This window comes from Alteromonas sp. R7, assembly GCF_055755235.1.
The window spans coordinates 119,362-140,112 of the sequence record NZ_JBVTQX010000006.1; the positions used below are offsets into that span (position 1 = coordinate 119,362).

The 20,751-nt window shown below is 46.2% G+C and carries 20 protein-coding genes; 15 read left to right on the plus strand and 5 right to left on the minus strand.

Annotated elements, in window-relative coordinates:
- Positions 1-66: 66 nt before the first annotated feature.
- Complete coding sequence (locus AC0J2X_RS11405) at positions 67-354, minus strand: hypothetical protein (protein WP_230598863.1); 288 nt, start codon at positions 352-354, stop codon at positions 67-69.
- A gap of 186 nt (positions 355-540) precedes the next feature.
- Here AC0J2X_RS11405 and AC0J2X_RS11410 point away from each other — a divergent pair, with 186 nt between their 5' ends.
- From AC0J2X_RS11410 to AC0J2X_RS11420, 3 genes are all read left to right on the plus strand, one after another.
- Positions 541-732, plus strand: coding sequence for a zinc ribbon domain-containing protein (locus tag AC0J2X_RS11410; RefSeq protein WP_014980678.1), 192 nt, complete (start codon positions 541-543; stop codon positions 730-732).
- Complete coding sequence (locus AC0J2X_RS11415) at positions 725-1,354, plus strand: flavin reductase family protein (protein WP_014951284.1); 630 nt, start codon at positions 725-727, stop codon at positions 1,352-1,354. Before AC0J2X_RS11410 ends, AC0J2X_RS11415 begins: the two co-directional genes overlap by 8 nt.
- Before the next feature lie 222 nt (positions 1,355-1,576).
- Complete coding sequence (locus AC0J2X_RS11420; RefSeq protein WP_014951285.1) at positions 1,577-1,870, plus strand: high-potential iron-sulfur protein; 294 nt, start codon at positions 1,577-1,579, stop codon at positions 1,868-1,870.
- Positions 1,871-1,968: 98 nt separating this feature from the next.
- On the opposite strand, the gene AC0J2X_RS11425 is transcribed toward AC0J2X_RS11420, so the two are convergent.
- A complete protein-coding gene (locus tag AC0J2X_RS11425; protein WP_069945193.1) occupies positions 1,969-3,588 on the minus strand; it encodes an amidase in 1,620 nt (539 codons plus the stop codon).
- Positions 3,589-3,717: 129 nt separating this feature from the next.
- Positions 3,718-4,479, minus strand: a complete 762-nt coding sequence (locus AC0J2X_RS11430) for a substrate-binding periplasmic protein (protein WP_014951287.1) — start codon at positions 4,477-4,479, stop codon at positions 3,718-3,720.
- Positions 4,480-4,770: 291 nt separating this feature from the next.
- Between AC0J2X_RS11430 and prmA the strand changes: the two genes are divergently transcribed.
- The 7 genes from prmA to AC0J2X_RS11465 all read left to right on the plus strand — a co-directional run bounded on the left by prmA (position 4,771) and on the right by AC0J2X_RS11465 (position 12,691).
- A complete protein-coding gene (prmA, locus tag AC0J2X_RS11435) occupies positions 4,771-5,649 on the plus strand; it encodes a 50S ribosomal protein L11 methyltransferase (protein ID WP_061486807.1) in 879 nt (292 codons plus the stop codon).
- 370 nt (positions 5,650-6,019) lie between these two features.
- Complete coding sequence (gene dusB, locus AC0J2X_RS11440; RefSeq protein WP_014951289.1) at positions 6,020-7,018, plus strand: tRNA dihydrouridine synthase DusB; 999 nt, start codon at positions 6,020-6,022, stop codon at positions 7,016-7,018.
- A gap of 30 nt (positions 7,019-7,048) precedes the next feature.
- Complete coding sequence (fis, locus tag AC0J2X_RS11445) at positions 7,049-7,342, plus strand: DNA-binding transcriptional regulator Fis (RefSeq protein WP_012520109.1); 294 nt, start codon at positions 7,049-7,051, stop codon at positions 7,340-7,342.
- Between the two features lie 82 nt (positions 7,343-7,424).
- Entirely contained in the window at positions 7,425-9,023 is a 1,599-nt protein-coding gene (gene purH / locus AC0J2X_RS11450; protein WP_061487019.1) for a bifunctional phosphoribosylaminoimidazolecarboxamide formyltransferase/IMP cyclohydrolase, read from the plus strand.
- Between the two features lie 311 nt (positions 9,024-9,334).
- Entirely contained in the window at positions 9,335-10,150 is an 816-nt protein-coding gene (locus tag AC0J2X_RS11455) for a class I SAM-dependent methyltransferase (protein ID WP_039228695.1), read from the plus strand.
- A gap of 27 nt (positions 10,151-10,177) precedes the next feature.
- Positions 10,178-11,470: a phosphoribosylamine--glycine ligase gene (gene purD / locus AC0J2X_RS11460; protein WP_014977766.1), complete on the plus strand. Its 1,293-nt coding sequence runs from the start codon at positions 10,178-10,180 to the stop codon at positions 11,468-11,470.
- Between the two features lie 468 nt (positions 11,471-11,938).
- Positions 11,939-12,691 (plus strand): glucosaminidase domain-containing protein, encoded by a 753-nt coding sequence (locus AC0J2X_RS11465; RefSeq protein WP_069945194.1) that lies wholly within the window; start codon positions 11,939-11,941, stop codon positions 12,689-12,691.
- A 169-nt stretch (positions 12,692-12,860) separates the two neighbouring features.
- Here AC0J2X_RS11465 and AC0J2X_RS11470 read toward each other — a convergent pair whose 3' ends face one another.
- On the minus strand, positions 12,861-13,622 hold the full coding sequence (locus tag AC0J2X_RS11470; protein ID WP_061486810.1) for a sugar-binding protein: 762 nt from the start codon (positions 13,620-13,622) through the stop codon (positions 12,861-12,863).
- A 157-nt stretch (positions 13,623-13,779) separates the two neighbouring features.
- Between AC0J2X_RS11470 and AC0J2X_RS11475 the strand changes: the two genes are divergently transcribed.
- The 5 genes from AC0J2X_RS11475 (at position 13,780) to envZ (ending at position 19,533) form a co-directional block, all read left to right on the plus strand.
- The gene (locus AC0J2X_RS11475; RefSeq protein WP_014977768.1) at positions 13,780-14,715 is read left to right on the plus strand and encodes an ion transporter; all 936 of its coding nucleotides are present in this window, start codon (positions 13,780-13,782) and stop codon (positions 14,713-14,715) included.
- Positions 14,716-14,837: 122 nt separating this feature from the next.
- Entirely contained in the window at positions 14,838-15,743 is a 906-nt protein-coding gene (locus AC0J2X_RS11480; protein ID WP_014951296.1) for a phosphoribulokinase, read from the plus strand.
- A gap of 167 nt (positions 15,744-15,910) precedes the next feature.
- Positions 15,911-17,056 carry a DUF2855 family protein gene (locus AC0J2X_RS11485; protein WP_061486811.1) on the plus strand — a complete coding sequence of 382 codons (1,146 nt, stop codon included), beginning with the start codon at positions 15,911-15,913 and terminating at the stop codon, positions 17,054-17,056.
- 298 nt (positions 17,057-17,354) lie between these two features.
- On the plus strand, positions 17,355-18,077 hold the full coding sequence (ompR, locus tag AC0J2X_RS11490) for an osmolarity response regulator transcription factor OmpR (RefSeq protein WP_014951298.1): 723 nt from the start codon (positions 17,355-17,357) through the stop codon (positions 18,075-18,077).
- A gap of 136 nt (positions 18,078-18,213) precedes the next feature.
- Positions 18,214-19,533, plus strand: coding sequence for a two-component system sensor histidine kinase EnvZ (envZ, locus tag AC0J2X_RS11495; RefSeq protein WP_014951299.1), 1,320 nt, complete (start codon positions 18,214-18,216; stop codon positions 19,531-19,533).
- A gap of 26 nt (positions 19,534-19,559) precedes the next feature.
- Here envZ and AC0J2X_RS11500 read toward each other — a convergent pair whose 3' ends face one another.
- Positions 19,560-20,732, minus strand: a complete 1,173-nt coding sequence (locus tag AC0J2X_RS11500; protein WP_039235783.1) for an MFS transporter — start codon at positions 20,730-20,732, stop codon at positions 19,560-19,562.
- Between the last annotated feature and the right edge of the window lie 19 nt (positions 20,733-20,751).

Here is a 20,751-nt window from a genome sequence, read left to right on the forward strand (position 1 = left end):
CGAATCAAATTAAATCCTCCGCGATTGGGTATCACATCTGCTGCTAATAGTGCACAGCGTGTACTTTTACACGCGTACGCGCTGTTTAGACACCCAATGAAAGAACGAAGAAAGCTGCGCATCTGCCAATAAACGCTGCAAATTGAAGTAGTGTTTGGCCAACGTCATCTCATCATAAAATCGATGTATACCGCTGTGACATTGTCTGCAAATGTAAATGCCGTCCTGAAGCTCCGCTTTGCTAAAGTGCTTTTTAAAATAGGTACGCCTGTGCATTTTTCGCGGTATAAGATGATGGTAAGTAAGGCGAGTTTCTCTATTACAGCACGGGCATTGACCGACTTTATTTGCCACAAGGTCACCTTTTTCGTCTATCACATCTATTATTTGTGCACCCAGTTTTCTGATTACTCATAAGCGTCAAATGGCAGTCTTGTCCTTTTCTCTTAAAATCAGATACAAGGGGCGTGTCTAAAAGAAAATCCACTCGTCTTTGCATTACGTAACAAATAGCATTAGTGATTACAAAGGCATTTAAATATGAGTTTAACTCGTTCCATGGGCTTTTCCTGTCCTTACTGCATGGCTCCAAATGATGTTGAAATAGATGAAATTAACGATGTTGGCCAAGTACAGGTGCTCGACTGCCAAGTGTGTTGTCAGCCCATTGAGCTTACTGCTTATCAGCACGGTGATGACATTCAGATAGAGGCAGAAAGAGAGAATGACTAAGCAGTTTACCCGCGGTGATATAGACGCCCTTGCACAGCGCTACCGCGCAAACCTAATTAATAGTTTGTCTGGTTTTAAATCGGCGACTTTGGTGGGTACAACAAACGGCGTTACAAACAATTTGGCTATAGTGAGCTCTATTGTTCATGTCGGTGCAAACCCGCCTCTCATTGGCATGATCATGCGTCCACATACCGTCACGCGAGATACGTTGAGCAATATAAAACAGCAGGGCTTTTATACGCTAAATCACGTGGCTGTTGACTGGGTCGACAAAGCCCACCAAACATCAGCCCGCTATGCGCCAGATGAAAGTGAATTTGAAGCCGTTGGGTTAACCGCGCAGATCAGTGAGTCCTTCAGTGCGCCGTATGTCAAAGAAAGTGAAATTAAAATGGGCTTAAAAGTAGCACAGCATTTTACTTTGCTTAATGAAACCGAAATGGTTATCGGCGAAATCCAGGAGCTCTACGTTCCTGAGCAAATAATAGATTCAGACGGCTATGCAGATATAGAGCAAGCGCAAACGGCCTGTATCTCAGGCCTAGACAGCTACCACAGCACACAACGAATTGCGCAATTTGCGTATGCAAAGCCCGATGTAAAGTTAACCGTGAAGTGAACTAATAAACTGTCCAACGGTCTTACATTCAATACTTAAGGTTGTAACTCTGAAGTTTATTTAATCTGGATCAAGCGAAAATGCGACATTTCGTTCGATCTTTTTTCAAAAAGAGATAGTATTTAAACATGAAACAAAACCTGCCTCTTTGGGCAGGTTTTTGCGTTTAAGGCACTGAATAAAAAAGAATCATTATCGTTTCTATCTCTTAAGGAGAATGTTATGAAATCTGTAAATCGCCGTGACTTTTTAAAGCTTTCTGGCTCGACAGTTATCGGTCTTACATTAGGTGGTGTAGCGTTACGTGCTCAGGCTCAAGAACAATTGAGCGCTGATGACCCTACTGCAAAAGCACTGAACTACACACCGTCGTCAACTGTTGAAGGTGCAAAATGCGCAAACTGCATGTACGTGCAGGGCGCCGATGGCGAACAACACCGCCCTTGTAACATTTTCCCTAATAAGCTTGTTAACGCTGATGGCTGGTGTAGCGCTTGGGTGAAAAAGCCTGGCTAACCAATCGAAAGAAAAGACGTTCAAAAGCCCTTGAGTTAAACCAAGGGCTTTTTTCGTTTCTGTTGAGGCGAAATACGATTATGTATCCTCATTTCCCGCTAGCGAACTACGTCAATTCCGTCTTCGATACCTTTTAGCGCTGGGTTGTCAAAACGTGTAGGCAGAAGGCCAGGCTTAATGAAGAAGCCGTATTTTGCTTCAAAGACTCTACCTATTTTCAACACGCTTTCGTCTTGCCACTTTCCACCAATAAAGCTAATTCCCACAGGAAGATCTTTCACCTGTCCAGCGGGCACTGTGAGATGCGGATATCCTGCAATTGCGGCCAAATACCCGATACCGATAAAACCGACTGGCGAATGGTCACCATATACACCGTCTATTAAAAAAGAAGGGCTGTTTGAGGGCGCAACTAGTACATCAACATTGTGCTTTGCTAACAACGTATCAATACCATTTTTGCCCGCCGTGTCTTGAATAAGGCGCAGTGCATTTTGATATTTTTCGCTGTCAATGGCTGCCGACGCGAGCGATTTTTCGAAAATGTCTTGATTGAATAACGCTAACTCGCGCTCTGTTTTGTTATTGAAATCGATAAGCTCAGACAAGTTCCTTGCAGGAAGCTCTGCTGGAGACCCCGACAAGTATTCGTTAATACTATGATGGAACTCACTCAGCAGAACATTATAAGAGTCGGCCCAAAATGAATCTGGCTGAGAGAAGTCACTGATGTCCACCAGCGTCGCGCCCGATGCTTTAAGCTGCTTTAACGCGCTTTCATAAACAGCCAGCACATGAGGGTTATCGCCTTGGCGGTACCTAACCACACCAATACGCTTGCCTTTTAAATCTGTAGCCAGCATTGAAGATGTTGGCATAGAAGGGCGGTGAGACTCTGCGTCTAGTGTCGCGTTATCGCTTGCATCAGGGCCCGCCATGATTGCCGTCATTAGCCAGGCGTCTTGAACGTTAGACGTCATTGGTCCTGCGGTGTCCTGACTGAAAGAAATAGGCACTATGTGAGTTCTGGAAAGCAAGCCCACGGTTGGTTTAAAGCCGACTACCCCGTTTATGGATGCCGGACAAATAATAGAACCATTGGTTTCGGTGCCCACGGCAAGTGACGCGAGGCGAAGTGACATGGCAGCGCCCGAGCCCGATGACGAGCCACAAGCACTTCTTGATAGCATATGCGGGTTTCGGGTAAGCCCGCCAACTGCACTCCAGCCGCTGATAGAGGATTCAGAGCGAAAGTTTGCCCATTCAGACAAATTGGTTTTACCCAAAATAATTGCCCCTGCCGCTTTCAGTTTTTCTACGATAGGCGCATCGCGACCAGTGTCATTAGTAATAAGCGCCATTGAGCCGGCTGTGGTGGGCATCTCTGCACTTTCTATATTATCTTTTAGCAGTACGGGAATACCTGCCAGAGGGCCCAGCGTCTCGCCATTCGCTAGTTGTTTATCGATGGCCTTCGCTTCGGTCAGCGCGTTAGGGTTCAACGCTAAGACGCTATTTACCTTTCCATCTAGTCGTTCGATTCGCGCAAGATAACCGCTGACGAGCTCAGCAGATGTCGTTTCGCCACTCGCAATAGCTTGCGCCTGAACGTGAGCAGGCTTATCTAACCATTGCTCAATCTTATCTGTATGATTTGCTTGAGACACGCATGCAGTGCATAGCACGACTACGGCCAGCAAAAAACCCTGTTTCAACATAAACCTTTCCTTAACGTATGATCCTAGCGCCTGTTACTCCTTCTTATTATGCAGCGTTTGACTGCAATAGAAGGTAACGTAATGTTAGTTTCTTATACGTTGGATCAGAAATAGTTCACTGTCTAAGAATTATTTTGCCGTTTCCGCTACGGGAAGCTTATGAAGGAGGTTATCGAGCTTATATTCATCAAGCAGTAACTGATACCGCCCATCTTCAATAAATAGCCGAAGGGTGGCGTTGAACTTGGCTCTTAGCGCTGGGTCGGGGATCGCAGCACTGTAAGGCGATATAGGAAAAAGCTCATGAAAGACGGTTGCGTCTTCGGCATAAGCACTGTTTGCAGATTTGAAGTAGTTGAAAATATTTCTATCGAGAATGGCAACATCGACACTGCCGCGCATCAGCATGTCCACTTGACGATCTTGTCGTGCCATTTCTATATAGGTAGTTTGCGATGCAAGAGTTCGCCCAAAGTCCTCACCTAATACCGATTGAGCGGTTTGAAAAGCAATGACGCTTTTACCTTTCAAATCGTCGATACTGTCTATCGTCAGTTCTCTGTCTGCCCGTGTTACCACGACGTTCTGATAGATAATATATGGCTCAGATAAAATGCTTTGATCGACCGTGTGTGCAGGATTAAGGGTAAGTCCAATGTCAACTGCGTCATCTTTTAATAACCTTGCCGTACGCCCGAAAGGAACATAAATAGGCGACAATCCATATCCCATTTCAGCAAGGATCGCCCGCACCAAGTCAACTTCAAAGCCGGTGTGCTCTTGTGAAATAACGTATGGAGGCTTGTTCCAGCCTACAACCACATCTAGCTCTTTCGCGCTAAGCGGTATGATAAAACACAGTAAACAAACAGCAGATAAAAGTGCGCGCATACAACAGATGAACCAGACTATAAATTAAACGATACCCTTCTCATAATATAAACTTATATTAGAATTTCACCAGTCGACAAAAGGTTAGTTTTTCTCGAGGCTTACGTAATCAATTGAGCAGCCAAGTTTTATTGAGTACGTGAGAGCCTGTTGAAAACCAAAGTGGTTAGATTTGATCATGCCTCTGTAAGCATCGCGCTCTCATTTACTGAAAGCTTTTCGCTTGCCTGCATTTTGTTTACTGCCAAGCAAAGGTACAATAAAGCGCAAAGGTCTCAATGAACGATAACTATGGCTTGGCTACAACTTCGAATTAATACCTCCTCTGAACATGCAGAATCAATAGGCGACATGCTAACGGCCAACGGCTCACAAGCAGTGACCTATGTGGATGCGAAAGACACCCCTATGTACGAGCCCAAGCCGGGTGAAGTGTTACTGTGGCCCGATACACAAGTCGTCGGCTTATTTGAAGCTGATGCCGATATGAAAGGCATCCTTCAGCGCTTGGGTAAAGCCAAAGTCTTAGGCCCTGATTTTAAATATAAGCTTGAGCCACTTGAAGACAAAGACTGGGAGCGAGAGTGGATGGATAACTTCCATCCCATGCAATTTGGCGAGCGCTTGTGGATATGCCCAAGCTGGCGCGATGTTCCCGATCCAAACGCCGTTAACGTAATGTTAGATCCTGGGCTTGCCTTTGGTACTGGCACGCACCCTACCACAGCGCTTTGCTTGCGCTGGCTAGACGGCATAGATATGACAGATAAAACCGTTGTCGATTTTGGCTGTGGCTCTGGAATATTAGCGCTGGCTGCGTTGAAATTGGGTGCTAAACGCGTCATCGGCATTGATATCGACCCACAAGCGCTACAAGCAACAAAAGAAAATGCACGACGCAACGGCGTTGAAGACCGTTTGGATGTATACCTTCCTGAAGACCAGCCTGAGCTTGAAGCCGATGTCGTGATGGCGAACATCTTGTCAGGTCCATTACTAGAACTTCAAAGCGTGATTACAAATTACTGCAAATCAGGTGGTTTGTTAGTTCTTTCTGGCATTTTGGCGGAGCAAGTTACGCGCATAGAAGAAGCGTACGCTCAAGATATTACACTTGAACCCAGTGCCATAGATGGCGAATGGGCGAGAGTGTCGGGCAAAAAACACTAAGTTTGAGTGATAAACCGACCAGTCGGTGAAAATTACGCCCAGTTAGAATAGTGTGTTTTCGGTAAACCACCTCAAAATTGCGACGAAAATTTGTACGACAAAGCACGTTACCGCCTAATTAATTGTTAATTTTTTTCACATTACAGCCCTTTCAAATCGGGGGCTGTAAGACTTTCGTACAATATTTAAACTAAAAATCGACGTTAGCTTACTAATGTGACAGATTTTTTTCACTGTCAAGACCACGGAGTGAAATTTTGTGCGATTTTTAGCCTTTTCAAGCCTTGCGAAAACACGTACACTTAGCGCCCCGTTTTAGCCGGGTGTATATTTTCTGTGCAGTTTTAGATGGCGAGCTATACATTTTATAATGCGAATTGGACCTTACGAGTTAGAAAACAATTTGATGTTGGCCCCCATGGCTGGCGTAACAGACAGACCGTTTCGCCAACTTTGTAAGCGCTTAGGTGCAGGGCTTGTTGTTTCAGAAATGCTTTCGAGTAATCCGAAAGTTTGGAACACAGCTAAATCACAAGCGCGTATGAATCATGAGGGTGAAGAAGGCATTCGCTCTGTACAGATAGCTGGGGCTGATCCTGAGCTTATGGCTCAAGCAGCACAATTTAATGTTGAGAACGGTGCGCAAATCATCGATATCAACATGGGTTGTCCTGCTAAAAAGGTCAATAAGAAGCTGGCAGGTTCTGCATTGCTTCAATACCCAGACACAGTGGAAGCGATTATTAAAGCAGTAGTTAATGCTGTTGATGTACCCGTGACACTAAAAATTCGTACCGGCTGGAACCCAGAAAATCGCAATGGGGTAGAGATTGCCCGCATTGCAGAGCAAAACGGCATACAGTCGCTTGCTGTTCACGGCAGAACACGAGCTTGTATGTATAAAGGAGAAGCTGAATACAGCACCATACGCCAAATTAAGGCGGCAATTTCAATTCCTGTTATTGCAAATGGTGATATTACTTCTCCAGAGAAAGCACAAGAGGTGCTGAATTACACCGGTGCAGATGGCGTAATGATAGGTCGCGGCGCGCAAGGTAAACCTTGGATATTTAAGCAAATCCAACATTATCTTGAAACGGGCGAGAACCTACCAGCACCGCCGCTGTCAGAGTTATATGAACTCTTGCATGAGCACGTAGCCAATGTGCAGGACTTTTATGGCGACATAGCCGGTGTGAGAATTGCCCGTAAGCACGTGGGCTGGTATCTCGCGGAGCACGATACGGATCGTCAGTTTCGTAAAACGTTTAACGCTATCGATGATGCGAATGAGCAACTCGATGCACTAAATGCATATTTTCAAGCGCTGCAGACACGAGAAACCCGACAGATTTCTCCCGCAGCATAGTGATGACTAACTTAAGAGCAACACAGTATTATGTTCGATCAAAACGTGACTTCACCTTTTACTACTACAGTAACTACGCCTTCACAAACGCAAGCTCAAAAGCCACTGCGTGACTCTGTAAAGCAAGCGGTTAATAAGTACCTTAAGCAATTGGATAACGCAAACATCGATAACCTGTACGAAATGGTACTGGCTGAAGTTGAAGCGCCGCTGCTAGAAGAAGTCATGACTTACACACGCGGCAATCAAACCCGCGCTGCCATCATGATGGGCATCAACCGTGGCACACTTCGCAAGAAGCTTAAGCAATACGGCATGAACTAAGATTCCAAGGGCTTTGCCCACCAAAGAGCACCAATCGGTGCTCTTTTTGTTTCAACACTACAACATTAGAAACTTAAAATTTATGCAAACACCAAAACCAATTAAACGTGCTCTCCTTAGTGTCTCTGATAAAACCGGTATCCTCGATTTCGCGACAGCGCTGCATAACGCTGGCGTAGAACTTCTGTCGACGGGCGGTACTGCTAAACTTCTCGCTGACGCTGGCTTACCTGTTAAAGAAGTGTCTGATCACACAGGTCACCCAGAAATTATGGCTGGCCGCGTTAAAACCCTTCACCCGAAAATTCATGGCGGTATCCTTGGTCGTCGCGGTACCGATGAAGCAGTGATGGAAGAACACAGCATTGCGCCTATCGACCTTGTGGTGGTTAACCTTTACCCGTTTGCTGCTACCGTGGCAAACGAAGACTGTACGCTAGAAGATGCGATTGAAAATATTGATATCGGTGGGCCAACGATGGTTCGCGCTGCAGCGAAAAACCATAAAGATGTCACTATTGTTGTTAATGCGGCGGACTACTCTCGCGTGCTTGCAGAGATGAACGACAACAATGGCTCGTTAACGTACAACACCCGTTTTGACCTTGCGATTAAAGCGTTTGAACATACGGCCGAATACGACGGCATGATTGCAAACTACTTTGGTGCTCGTTTAGACAGCACAGGTTGTGAAGCAGACTGTGACCACCAGCACAGCGAATTCCCACGTACCTACAACATGCAGCTCACTAAGAAGCAAGACCTTCGCTATGGCGAAAATAGCCACCAAGAAGCGGCATTCTATGTTGAAAACAATGTTCAAGAAGCGTCTGTGGCTACCGCTACTCAGCTTCAGGGTAAAGAACTGTCATTCAACAACATTGCTGACACGGATGCGGCGCTTGAGTGCGTAAAAGAATTCGAAGAGCCAGCATGTGTAATCGTTAAGCACGCTAACCCATGTGGTGTGGCCATTGGCGATGATATTTTAAGTGCCTACGACCGTGCGTTTAAAACTGACCCAACGTCTGCATTTGGCGGAATTATCGCGTTTAACCGCGAGCTTGATGCGAAAACGGCGCAAGCGATTGTTGACCGTCAATTTGTGGAAGTAATTATTGCGCCGACAGTAAGCGATGAAGCGAAAGAAGTAGTAAGTGCGAAGAAAAACGTACGTCTTCTAGCATGTGGTGACTGGACTGGTCAGCTAACTGAAGGTTATGACTTTAAGCGCGTAAACGGCGGTTTATTAGTACAAGAGCGCGACTTCGGCATGGTTGAAATGGAAGACCTAGAAGTTGTGACTAAGCGTAAGCCAAGCGAAGATGAACTACGCGACCTTATGTTCTGCTGGAAGGTAGCAAAATACGTGAAGTCTAACGCGATTGTTTACTGCAAAGACGGTATGACGGTAGGCGTGGGCGCAGGCCAAATGAGCCGTGTTTACTCTGCAAAAATTGCGGGTATTAAAGCAGCTGATGAGAACCTTGAAGTTGCAGGCTCTGTAATGGCGTCTGATGCATTCTTCCCATTCCGCGACGGTATCGACGCTGCAGCTGAAGCAGGTATTAAAGCAGTAATTCAGCCAGGCGGCTCTATGCGCGACCAAGAAGTCATTGATGCCGCTGACGAGCACGGCATTGCGATGGTGTTCACGGGTATGCGCCACTTCCGTCACTAATAAGTATTTACGCAATACCTTTTAGTGCAGGCTTAGTGAGGGACACCAACACCTAAGTTAAACACGCAGTAAAGTGGCATTTAGTGGCTTTACTGTGTGTTTGTTATTTTTCCTTAACCCTTTTAAATACGCAGACTCGAGGTCATTTGCTTGGTTGTAATGAAATCTCATCGAAGCGACAGAGTTGCGAATTATTCTGCTAAGGCGTAAGTGCAAATAGGGGTTAGCTGATAGGCTTGATCTGACCCGTAGTAATTTGTAGTAATAGTGTTATGTTATTCGCCTACCCTCGACAGAAAAAGGAAATAAGAATGAAAAAGTTAGCCCAATATGTGTTAGCCGCAACCCTAGGTGTAAGTGCTACTTATGCCAGCGCAGATGCGATTTCTGATGCCGCAATGAGCGATATCCGCTCTGCTAGTGCAAAAGTACGCGATGAGTACCGTAATCCTCAGCAAACACTGCGCTTTTTTGGCCTTACCCCAGACATGACTGTGGTAGAAATCTCTCCAGGTGGTGGTTGGTACGCCGACATCCTTTATTCTGTTGTAAAAGATAACGGTAAGTATGTAGCTGCTCACTTTTACGTTGATGATGAAACCAGCGGTTACTTTAAAAAATCGGTAGAAGGCTTCAAAGAAAAAATGAAGCCGGGCATGAAGTACGAAGGTGCTGAGCTTACTGCATTCGACCCAATCAAAGCGTTAGATATTAGCGACGCAGGTAGTGCCGATATGGTGCTGACGTTTCGCAACGTACACAACTGGTATATGCGTCACGGTGACGAGGGTATCGACAATGCATTTGGCGCATTTTTCAAAGCGCTTAAGCCAGGTGGCGTACTGGGCGTAGTGGAACATGAGCTTCCTGAAAGCGCAGATGATGAAGCAATGAAGAAAAGTGGCTACATGAAGCGTTCTTACGTTGTGGCTGCCGCCGAAAAAGCAGGCTTTGTGCTTGAAGCAAGCAGCGATGTCAACGCGAACCCAATGGATACTGCCGACCACCCGAAAGGTGTGTGGACGCTACCTCCACGTTTGGCGCTAGATGATCAAGATCGCGAAAAATACATGGCGATTGGCGAGAGCAATCGCATGACGCTAAAATTCACCAAACCAAAATCATAAAATTAAACACTCAAAACGGAACAGTTAATGAACGTACTTGTAATTGGCGGCGGTGGCCGCGAACACGCGCTAGCGTTTAAAGCAGCGCAGTCTTCTGATGTTTCAACAGTATTTGTAGCACCTGGCAATGCAGGCACAGCTACAGAACCTAAGCTTGAGAACGTAGCTATCGATGTAAATGATATTGCTGGCTTGGTTTCTTTTGCTCAGGGTAACGATGTTGAGCTTACTATTGTAGGCCCAGAAGCGCCGCTAGTTGCAGGTGTTGTTGATGCGTTCACAAACGCTGGTTTAATGATTTTTGGCCCCACTCAAGCTGCCGCGCAGCTTGAGGGCTCTAAAGCTTTTACCAAAGACTTTTTGGCTCGCCACAACATTCCAACGGCCGAGTATCAAAACTTCACAGAAATTGACCCAGCTATTGCCTATGTGCGTGAGAAAGGCGCGCCGATTGTAGTAAAGGCTGACGGTCTTGCTGCGGGTAAAGGTGTTATTGTTGCGATGACCCTTGAAGAAGCGGAAGACGCTATCCGCGACATGCTGGCAGGTAACGCGTTTGGCGAAGCCGGCAGCCGCGTAGTTATTGAAGAATTCCTAGACGGTGAAGAAGCGTCGTTCATTGTCATGGTAGACGGCAAAAACGTACTTCCTTTTGCCACCAGCCAAGACCACAAGCGTGCTGCTGACGGTGACAAAGGGCCGAACACAGGCGGAATGGGTGCATATTCTCCGGCTCCGGTTGTAACGCAGGACATTCACGACCGTATTATGCAAGAAGTGATTATGCCAACAGTTAACGGCATGGCTGCTGAAGGCAACGACTACGTTGGCTTTTTATATGCTGGCCTTATGATTATGGCTGATGGCACTCCAAAGGTAATCGAATACAACTGTCGCTTTGGCGATCCGGAAACCCAGCCAATCATGCTGCGCTTAAAGTCTGACTTGGTTCCACTTTGCCAAGCAGCGTGCAAAGGCGAACTTGCTGGTAAAACGATTGAGTTTGATGAGCGCGCGTCGGTAGGTGTTGTGCTTGCCGCTGGCGGCTATCCAGGCAGCTATGATAAAGGCGACGTGATTACTGGTTTCGAAGAAGCCGCTAAGTTAGACGGAAAGGTTTTCCATGCAGGCACCGCCCTGCAAGATGGCGAAGTGGTAACCGCAGGTGGCCGCGTACTTTGCGCTACAGCTTTGGGTAACAACGTTACCGAAGCGCAGCAAAAAGCCTACGAGCTACTAAAAGCCATTCAGTTTAAAGATGTGTACTACCGCACTGATATCGCGCACCGTGCGATTGCGCGTGAAGCTGAAGCCAAGTAGCCGAAAGCCTCATAGAAAGTGCTAAATGAACGCAGCGTAATGCTGCGTTCTTACATAATTACGAAAAGCCAGGGTGTGAATTCTACGCCCCCCACTTTTACTCTTACCTACTCTTACCACTTACTTACCATGCTAACGTGCAGTAAACGCAGAAATCGTAGTTTCCCAGCTACATATCACTGCTTAACCTGATACTAACGCTCAACACAAAAGAAAACTCGCGCTCAGTACATAAGCAATAAGGTATTGAATTTCACATCGAGTCTGATTTGGTACTTGCCGATAGTACTGTATACATTATAAATCTTTAATTTACTGACCTTCTCCATATGTTGCAGCGCATACAAGAACCTGTATGGTATTAATATCAATCCGCATAGATGATTAACCACTTAGCGAGATTTAATAAGCTCAGGTAGTCTGCTTAAAAAGCGTATTATTTCATTCTAATAAAAGAGGTATCACCTGATGTCGAACACTAAACTTATTGCTGTGTTGCTTGTAGCAGTAGTGGCGAGTACCGCAGCGTGGTTCGCCTTTTTTGCCAAAGAATCTGCTCCAGACTTTACTGCTTATGCCGCAGGCCCTGACCGAAAAGCGGCATTTTTTGAGTATTTCACTCCTATTGTAGTCGAGGTGAACAAAGAGCTAGCCACCGATAGAGAGCAAATTCAAAGTTCTTGCGACGCGGATGAAGCAGACAATCTAGACCAGTTCCTGACAAAGTTTCGTGTTGACGATGCTGACCTTGAACAGGAGTCAGCCTGCGAGGTGTTGTTAAGGCGTGCCGACATTGTTCCTGCGTCGTTAGCAATTGCACAAGCAGCGAATGAAAGTGCATGGGGTACCTCTCGTTTTGCAAAATTAGGGAACAACTTTTTTGGTCAGTGGTGTTTCTCTAAGGGCTGCGGTATCGTTCCAAAATCGCGTGACACTAACAAAAATCATGAAGTTGCTGATTTCCGTTCGCCTGCCGACTCAGTAGAAAGCTACATGCTAAATTTAAACACCCACGATGCTTACAAACCATTGCGTAAAATTCGACAATCCTTACGTGAAGAAGACAAGGCTGTCACCGGGGTTGCGCTCAGCTATGGCTTAGGGAAGTATTCTGAGCGTGGCGATGAATATGGAAAAGAAATACGTGAGATGATCAGTTTTAATAAACTTGCAGTGCTGGACAAGTTAGATCTGAGTAAGCAGGAAGGCGAAGCCAATTAACTCAACCAGCTAGAGCGTGACGAGCTCTGTAGCACATTTATTTATCGCCAAATGGCATGGCTTTTAGTCAAGGTGAGTGATTGCAGGTTAAAAGGAGTGGCATTTCTGCGACTCCTTCCAATTACGCGCGGCAAGTCAATCAATTAAAGTAGCGACAAATTATGGTTCACTACTTTGTCAGCTTCACCTTTCCAAACACCGATGCATCTTTATACCCCAAGTTTTTATCGCCGTTTACTGGGGTGATCTCATGAGAGCCTAAAAAGTGCTCTCTGTCGCCACCATCCGCATCGCAATAGGCAAGCATAAAGCCCAGTGTCATACCTTCTTTTAAGGTGGCAGGCGAATTATCTTTTCCGTGTTGATAGCTATCATCAAATACACGTACCGCTGCTTCCCAATGAATCTTATGCGGCGCCGATATATCTCGCTGCCATTTGTTCTCTACGTGATCATTGTAGAGTTGTGGTACAGCCTCTCCTGCTTCATTTGGACCAATATCAACAACCTGATTATCTAACGCTAAGTGATAGGCAAACGCATTGTAGTTATTAAGGTGATCGCCACCAGAGGCATCAGCATCAATAAAAATTTCTAAACAGTCATCATCCCAATAACGTTCAAGGGGATTGGCATAGGTATCTGAGAGGTGATCGTCTTGTATTTCTGCCAACAGATACAGCGCATCCTTGTTCCATCGCAGTTTATATCGACCAGAAAAATCACCGGACTCAGGAGCCGAGCCCCACATAAGCGACGTCATTTCATGCCAATCGCCCCCTTTCCATGCAGCGTCATTGGCTACACCATCTATAACAGGTGGCGTTGATGAAAAAAGTACGCTGTCAGACTTAGCTTGTGCCGTGGGCACAGACACAGCCACAAGCAGTGCCGAGGTTAGTACTGCCCCTAAATGTTTTGCACTTTTCAATTGGATACGCTCTTTGTTTGCTTATTTGTATTTTAAACTACCATGTTTTGACCCCATCCGCGCTTGAAAATAGCACCGAACACCTCCTTCTTTTTTAGAAGCATTACCAATTTGCAACGGTAATTGGTATAAAAAGGACATTCGTTCCCTCACTACCGTGGCTATGTCATTTCAAAACGCGTGCTATCACATCCTTGCGCCTGCCAGCGAGGCTCACGAGTACAAAAAGCTCAGCAAAATATTTGATGTATTTCTTATCGCGTTAATTATCGTAAATGTTGTCGCTATGATGCTGGAAACAGTGCCGGGTATCCCTGCCATTTGGCAGTACGAACTTCATATAATCGAAGTGGTTTCAGTACTGATATTTACCGTTGAGTACTTTCTTCGTTTATACGGCAGCGCATCGGCCCCAAACCGTCCTAATCACGAACGTACAACGACATGGCAAAAGCGCTGGACCTATTTGAAAAGCCCCATGGCGCTCGTCGACCTAATGGCAATTCTGCCTTTTTACTTAAGCGTTTTCGTGGCGTTCGATTTACGTATTTTGCGAATATTTCGGGTAATGCGAATTCTAAAAATTGGGCGCTATTCGCGCTCTATGCAAACTCTCGTTACCGTATTGCGCAACGAGTCTCACAGCCTTATTGCGGCGTTAAGCGTACTTTTGTTGTTCACGATTATCGCCGCCACCTGTATTTATTACATTGAACATGCTGCTCAGCCCGATGTTTTTAGCAGTATTCCCGCTTCATTGTGGTGGGCACTCGTCACGCTGACCACGGTGGGCTATGGTGACGCCGTTCCTATAACTGCATTGGGTAAAATATTTGGCGGCCTCATAACTATAATGGGTATCTGTTTTTACGCCCTACCAGCGGGTATTTTATCTTCTAGCTACACGTCGCAGATGCAGCTAAAACGCGATAGGTTTAAAGACACAGTAAGAAGCGTTTTGGACGACGGAAAGTTGAGTGAGCACGATGTGCACCACCTAGAACATGTTCGCGCACTTCTTGATTTAGATGAAGAGGAGGCAAAGCTAATTGTGCGCCTATTGCAGCACCATCACAAACGGCTAGATGATTGATTACACGCAGGCTGGAGCGAAAGCAACTCCCAAGAATCGAGTGGTATGCGCTTATACCTCCCCTTGATTCTTAGCTCACATCAGCTTATAACTAGTACCCGTCATTTCCAAAAAGAATTCCTATGTCTGTCAAACACCCTATTATTGCTATAACAGGTTCTTCTGGCGCGGGTACTACTACCACGACCAACGCTATACGCCATATTTTCAGGAACTTAAGTGTTAATGCTGCGGTTGTAGGAGGCGATAGTTTTCACCGTTTTACCCGCCCGGAAATGGAAGTGGAAATTCGCAAAGCCCAAGAGCAAGGCAGGCATATCAGCTACTTTGGCCCTAAAGCCAACGACTTTGAGCTACTGGAATCCCTGTTTAGGGAATACGGCAGCTCGGGTACAGGACAGTTTAGACAATACCTTCACACATTCGATGAAGCCGTGCCTTTTAATCAAATGCCCGGCACCTTTACACCTTGGCAAGATTTACCCAAAAACACTGACTTGCTGTTCTATGAAGGTTTACATGGCGGTGTAAAAACGGAAGAAAATGACGTAGCAAAACATGTAGATTTACTGGTCGGCATGGTGCCGATCGTAAACTTAGAATGGATCCAAAAGATTGTACGCGACACCACTGACCGAGGACATTCTCGTGAAGCGGTAATGAGCAGCATAGTGCGAGGACTGGACGACTATTTCCACTACATCACGCCACAATTTTCACGCACCCACGTTAACTTCCAGCGCGTACCAACCGTTGATACCTCCAACCCCTTCAGTGCACGGGAAATTCCAACCCAAGATGAAAGCTTTGTGGTTGTGCGCTTTAGACGGGAAATGAAGACTGTGGACTACCCCTACCTACTTCAAATGATCGACGGCGCGTTTATGTCTCGCATCAACACCTTGGTTGTACCCGGCGGAAAGATGGGCTTAGCCATGGAGCTCATTTTAACTCCGCTCCTTGAAGACATCTTAAATAAAAAGCGCAGAGCTGGTCATCAGATGGATTGGTTGAGCAGCGACGAGTAAGCCCAATATACATCGCTTCTATAGGCATGTATTTAAAACAGTAAGTCGTAATGGCTCATGCCCTGCGTCAATCTAGGTTCTATTCGGAAACTTTCTTGGTTTAGCTTCTTGATTTAGTTTCTTGATTTAGTTTCTCGACCTAGTTTTTGACACAGCAGGCTCCTATTATGACCACAATTAAAAGCCAACAAATTTGGGTAGACCAGCAAAACCTTGCCAACACTAACGTTGTTTCCCGCGATATAAACATCAACGACTTACAGCAAGACGAAGTATTGCTTGAGACAGACAGCTTTGGCTTTTCTGCCAACAACATCACCTATGCTGCACTGGGTTTTAAAATGGGCTATTGGGGCTTTTTCCCTGCAAAGAGTGATAATGACGTTGATGAAGCACATGGCTTCGGTATTGTGCCCGTTTGGGGCTTTGCTACCGTTAAGGCGTCTTGTCATAGCGATATCAAAGTAGGTGAAAAGGTGTTCGGCTACCTGCCTATGGCTAGCCATTGGGTGATAAAAGCTGGCAAAGTTGCCCCTCACGGTTTTTCAGACATCCACGAAAAACGGAAGAGCATTAGCCCTGTTTACGATCAATATCTTCGCTGTGCCGCCGACCCCGGCTACGACAAAAACCGCGAAGCATGGCAGCTTAATTTTAGACCCCTTTATATGACTTCGTTTGTTCTCGATGACTATGTGGCAGAGAAAGCAAACAATGAAACCTTACTGTTGTCGAGCGCTTCGAGTAAAACCGCACTGGGTACAGCGCAACTACTTAAAGACCAAAAGGCCACTCGAAACGCAAGCTACAAGGTGGTTGGGCTAACCTCGAAACAAAACGTGGATTTGGTAAAAGCGTCCGGCTGCTACGATGAAGTGTATAGTTATGACGAACTCTCAGCCCTGAGTAGCGAAGGCAATAGCAGTAAAAGCAGCGATGCGCGCTACTGGCTGCTTGATTTCGCTGCCAACGGTACGTTGATTAATGACCTTACCAAGCAGCTTGGCGACAGCCTGAGCGACGTTACACTCATTGGTGCGACAGATTGGAAAGCCCAAGAGAAGCCCAACCCCAAATTGCTCAATGCAGAGATATTTTTCGCGCCAGCTCGCGTGAAACTGCGCCAACATGAATGGGGGCACGAGGCCTTTTTGGCAAAATACGCCAGTGCATGGAAACGCTTCGCAGAGAAAGTGAGCGATCAGTTTTATGAGCAATCGCACCGCGGAGCTGATGCTATAACGCAGTTATATTTAGAAACGCTTAATGGAACGGCGCAAACAAAAGCCCTTAATGTCGTCACTTTTGATTAGCGCTCCTTAAGGATTACAACTTGAACTGCTGATGTGTTGTTGCAGTGCCTACGTTATAAAGCTTCTCACCAATACGTAGTTCACTATAAGCTCAGTGGGAAGAAAAGCGTAATGGCTTCCTCCTCGTTGGAGTCTGCTGGGCTTTTACTGGGCCTTTGCTGGCTCTTTCTTTACATCTAAGTTCGACAGACCTAGACACTATTTGTAACAAACATCCCCAGCCTTTTACGCTTTTCTCGCTTTTGTATTTCACATCTTGTGGTTATAGTGAAACAAAAGTAAAACGAAAGGTATGAGTATGGGTCAGGAAACCTCTAAAATTCTCGTTGTTGATGATGACATGCGTCTGCGCAGCCTATTAGAGCGCTATTTACTCGAACAGGGCTATCAAGTACGCAGTGCGGCTAACGCAGAACAAATGGACAGACTGCTAGAGCGCGAGAATTTTCACCTTATGGTTTTGGACCTTATGCTACCTGGTGAAGACGGCTTGTCTATTTGCCGCCGATTGCGCCAGCAAGAAAACGACATGCCCATTATTATGCTTACTGCAAAAGGCGATGAAGTTGACCGCATTATCGGCCTTGAAATGGGTGCAGACGATTATTTGCCTAAGCCATTTAACCCACGCGAGCTACTAGCGCGTGCTAAAGCGGTATTGCGCAGACGCAGCAGCGAAGCGCCGGGCGCGCCGTCTAAAGATGTGCAAATTGTGGAATTTGGCAACTACAAGCTGAACCTCGCCACCCGTGAGATGACAGCTGGCGATACACCTTTAACACTGACGAGCGGCGAGTTTGCAGTATTAAAATCTCTGGTTACTCACCCCCGCGAGCCATTGTCGCGAGACAAACTGATGAACCTAGCGCGTGGTCGCGACTATAGTGCGTTAGAGCGCAGTATTGACGTTCAGGTTTCGCGCTTACGAAGAATGCTTGAAGAAGACCCTGCCAACCCTCGCTATATTCAAACTGTATGGGGATTGGGCTACGTATTCGTGCCTGATGGCGAACAAGTTTAGCACCTATGACTGATACGGCGGGCTCTACCCGTCTTGGCCAGTGCGCAAGTGAAGTATGTTTACTCATGACCCCTAATTATGCGTTTACCTACTGCCATTCCAAACACTGGCTTATGATTCAAAGCGACGGCATGTTATGCGTTTAATTCCCAAAAGTGCATTTGGCCAAACCGTCATGCTTATTGGCGTGCTGTTGCTTATTAATCAGATTGTGTCCTACATCTCTGTTACCTATTACTTTATTCAGCCCAGTTACCAACAAATTAACAGTTTATTGGCCACCCAAGTTAAATCTGTGCTCGCCAACGATTTGTTGGTGACTAACCAAGAGACCCGAGACCGCTATTTTCAAAAAACACAGGTGCAGGTCTTTGACGAAAGCGTTGCCAAACAGAATGGATTAGAGAGCGCCGTATACTATAGCTATATTTCTTCTCAAGTTAGCGAGCAGCTCAGGCAACTTGCTGATGTACGTATTAGCACTACCACGCAGGCCAGTGATGAAAATGCACCTTACATTGTGTGGATATCCCTGAACCGCTACCCAGACACGTGGATATCTATTCCTATTTCAGGGCTTAACGAAGCGAATATATCCCCTCTTACTATGTACTTGATGGTAATTGGTATATTAAGTGTGGCCGGCGGCTGGTTGTTTGTAAGACGCATGACTCGCCCGTTGTCAGCCCTGCAAAAAGCAGCAATAGCGGTGGGTAAAGGCGAGCACCCGGCGCCGCTTCGCGAACAAGGCAGCACCGAAATGATTCAGGTTACTCGGGCGTTTAACCGCATGAATCAGGGTATTAAGCAGCTTGAGAATGACCGAAATATTATGACAGCGGGCATTTCTCACGACTTGCGCACACCGCTTACCCGTATACGCCTAGCCTCAGAAATGCTGCCAGAAGATCAAGACTGGATTAAAGACGGCATTGTAAATGACATAGAAGACATGAACGCCATCATCGATCAGTTCATTGACTATGCGCGCTACGACACCGAAGAAGTCACTCAAGAAACCGATTTAAACGCGATTATTGCAGAACTGGTACAAGCCAGACATTTAGACGATAAGCACCACATTGAACTTAAACTCAACGCCATTCCTCCGTTGTCGCTACGACGAATTGCAATGAAACGCGTGATCGATAATCTCATCGAAAACGCCTTCAAATACGGCTCGGACGATATTGCGATTAGCAGCTTTTACAATCGCCACGAAAAGCGCGTGTATTGCAAAGTACGCGACTTTGGCCCGGGAATACCGGAAGCGGAGCTCGACGGTGTATTCATGCCGTTTGCACAAGGCGACAAAGCCCGCAATTCGTCAGGTTCAGGCCTTGGCCTTGCCATAATAAGGCGAATTGTAGAAGCTCACGATGGTGAGGTGACGTTGCGAAATCATCCTCAGCAGGGCTTGGTCGCAGAGTTTTATTTACCCTATCAAACCCATTAAGCCCAAAAACACTACACGGATTGGTATTAACTTCTGTGGTACTTAATTTTTCGGCTGTATCCATAAGACGCCAACCACAGCACGCAGCCGCCAAGTGGGATCACCCAAAACGCCGTAGTAAGTGGCGCGAAGTTCGCCCATAGTCCGGTAGAAAACGATGCCACTTGCACGCCAGTAGAGTTACCGATAATAGAAATACCAGAAAGTACCGGGCCGTTGTCACTGTCGATATTCATTGCAGCAGACAGTGCTAACGGGAAGAGCCCACCTAGCCCTAAGCCGAGCAGTAAATTACCTGCGCCAATCCCGTAAAATGAAGGCATTAACTTCAGTGCGAATACACCTGCTAGCGATGCTGTTGCCATAAGCACAATCATGCGGTGTACCGATACAAATCGCAGTAAAAACGGGAAAGTAAGGCGGCTTATCACCATACCAGCGGTAAAAAATGCCAGTAAGTTTCGCGACTGTTCGCCGGTAAAGCCTAAGCCGTTTTGCGCATAGCTCACAAACCAGTTCGCGTTACCAAATTCTACAGCACCATAGCCAAAGGTAAGCAAAGTTAGAAATATGAAAACAGGCTGCTTAATAATGACCCCAAATGCCAAGGTCTTTTTAGGCGCTTTTGGCTGACCTTTAAGTACTTTTGCCTGAGAGCGCGCCGCAATAAATGCGTAGCACGAAAGCAAAATCATAACGCCTGCCAACACCTGAATAGGTAAGCGCCAGTTGTGCTCAACAAGGTATAGCAGTGTTACAAAGAACGACGCCGCAAACGTTCCTAAGCTGAACATAAAGTCCATTAAGCCCATCATAGTAAAGCGCTTTTCTGCGTACATTCGTGCAATAAGCGTGTGGCCAATAGTAAATATTGTTGAGCTCACCACACCTATTAATACCGCTAATACCAAAAACCATTGCCAAGCGGTAAGCACTGACACAAGCAGCAACAGCGCCGTATTCATACTGAATAACGTGGCGAGTAGCGGCATATATTCGAAGCGACTGGCATACTTGCCACCAATCACAGCGCCTAACATCATGCCTACAGAGAAAAGCGAGAAAAGTGCGCCACTGACTACTTCAGACATTTGCAGATCGGCTGCAATATCTGGCAGTAATATTCCCCACAAGAGAAACAATTTACCAATTAGAAAAAAACCAGCAAAAATAACGATGGTGGCAGGAAGTCGGCTCATTTAGGCTCCATGGCTGATA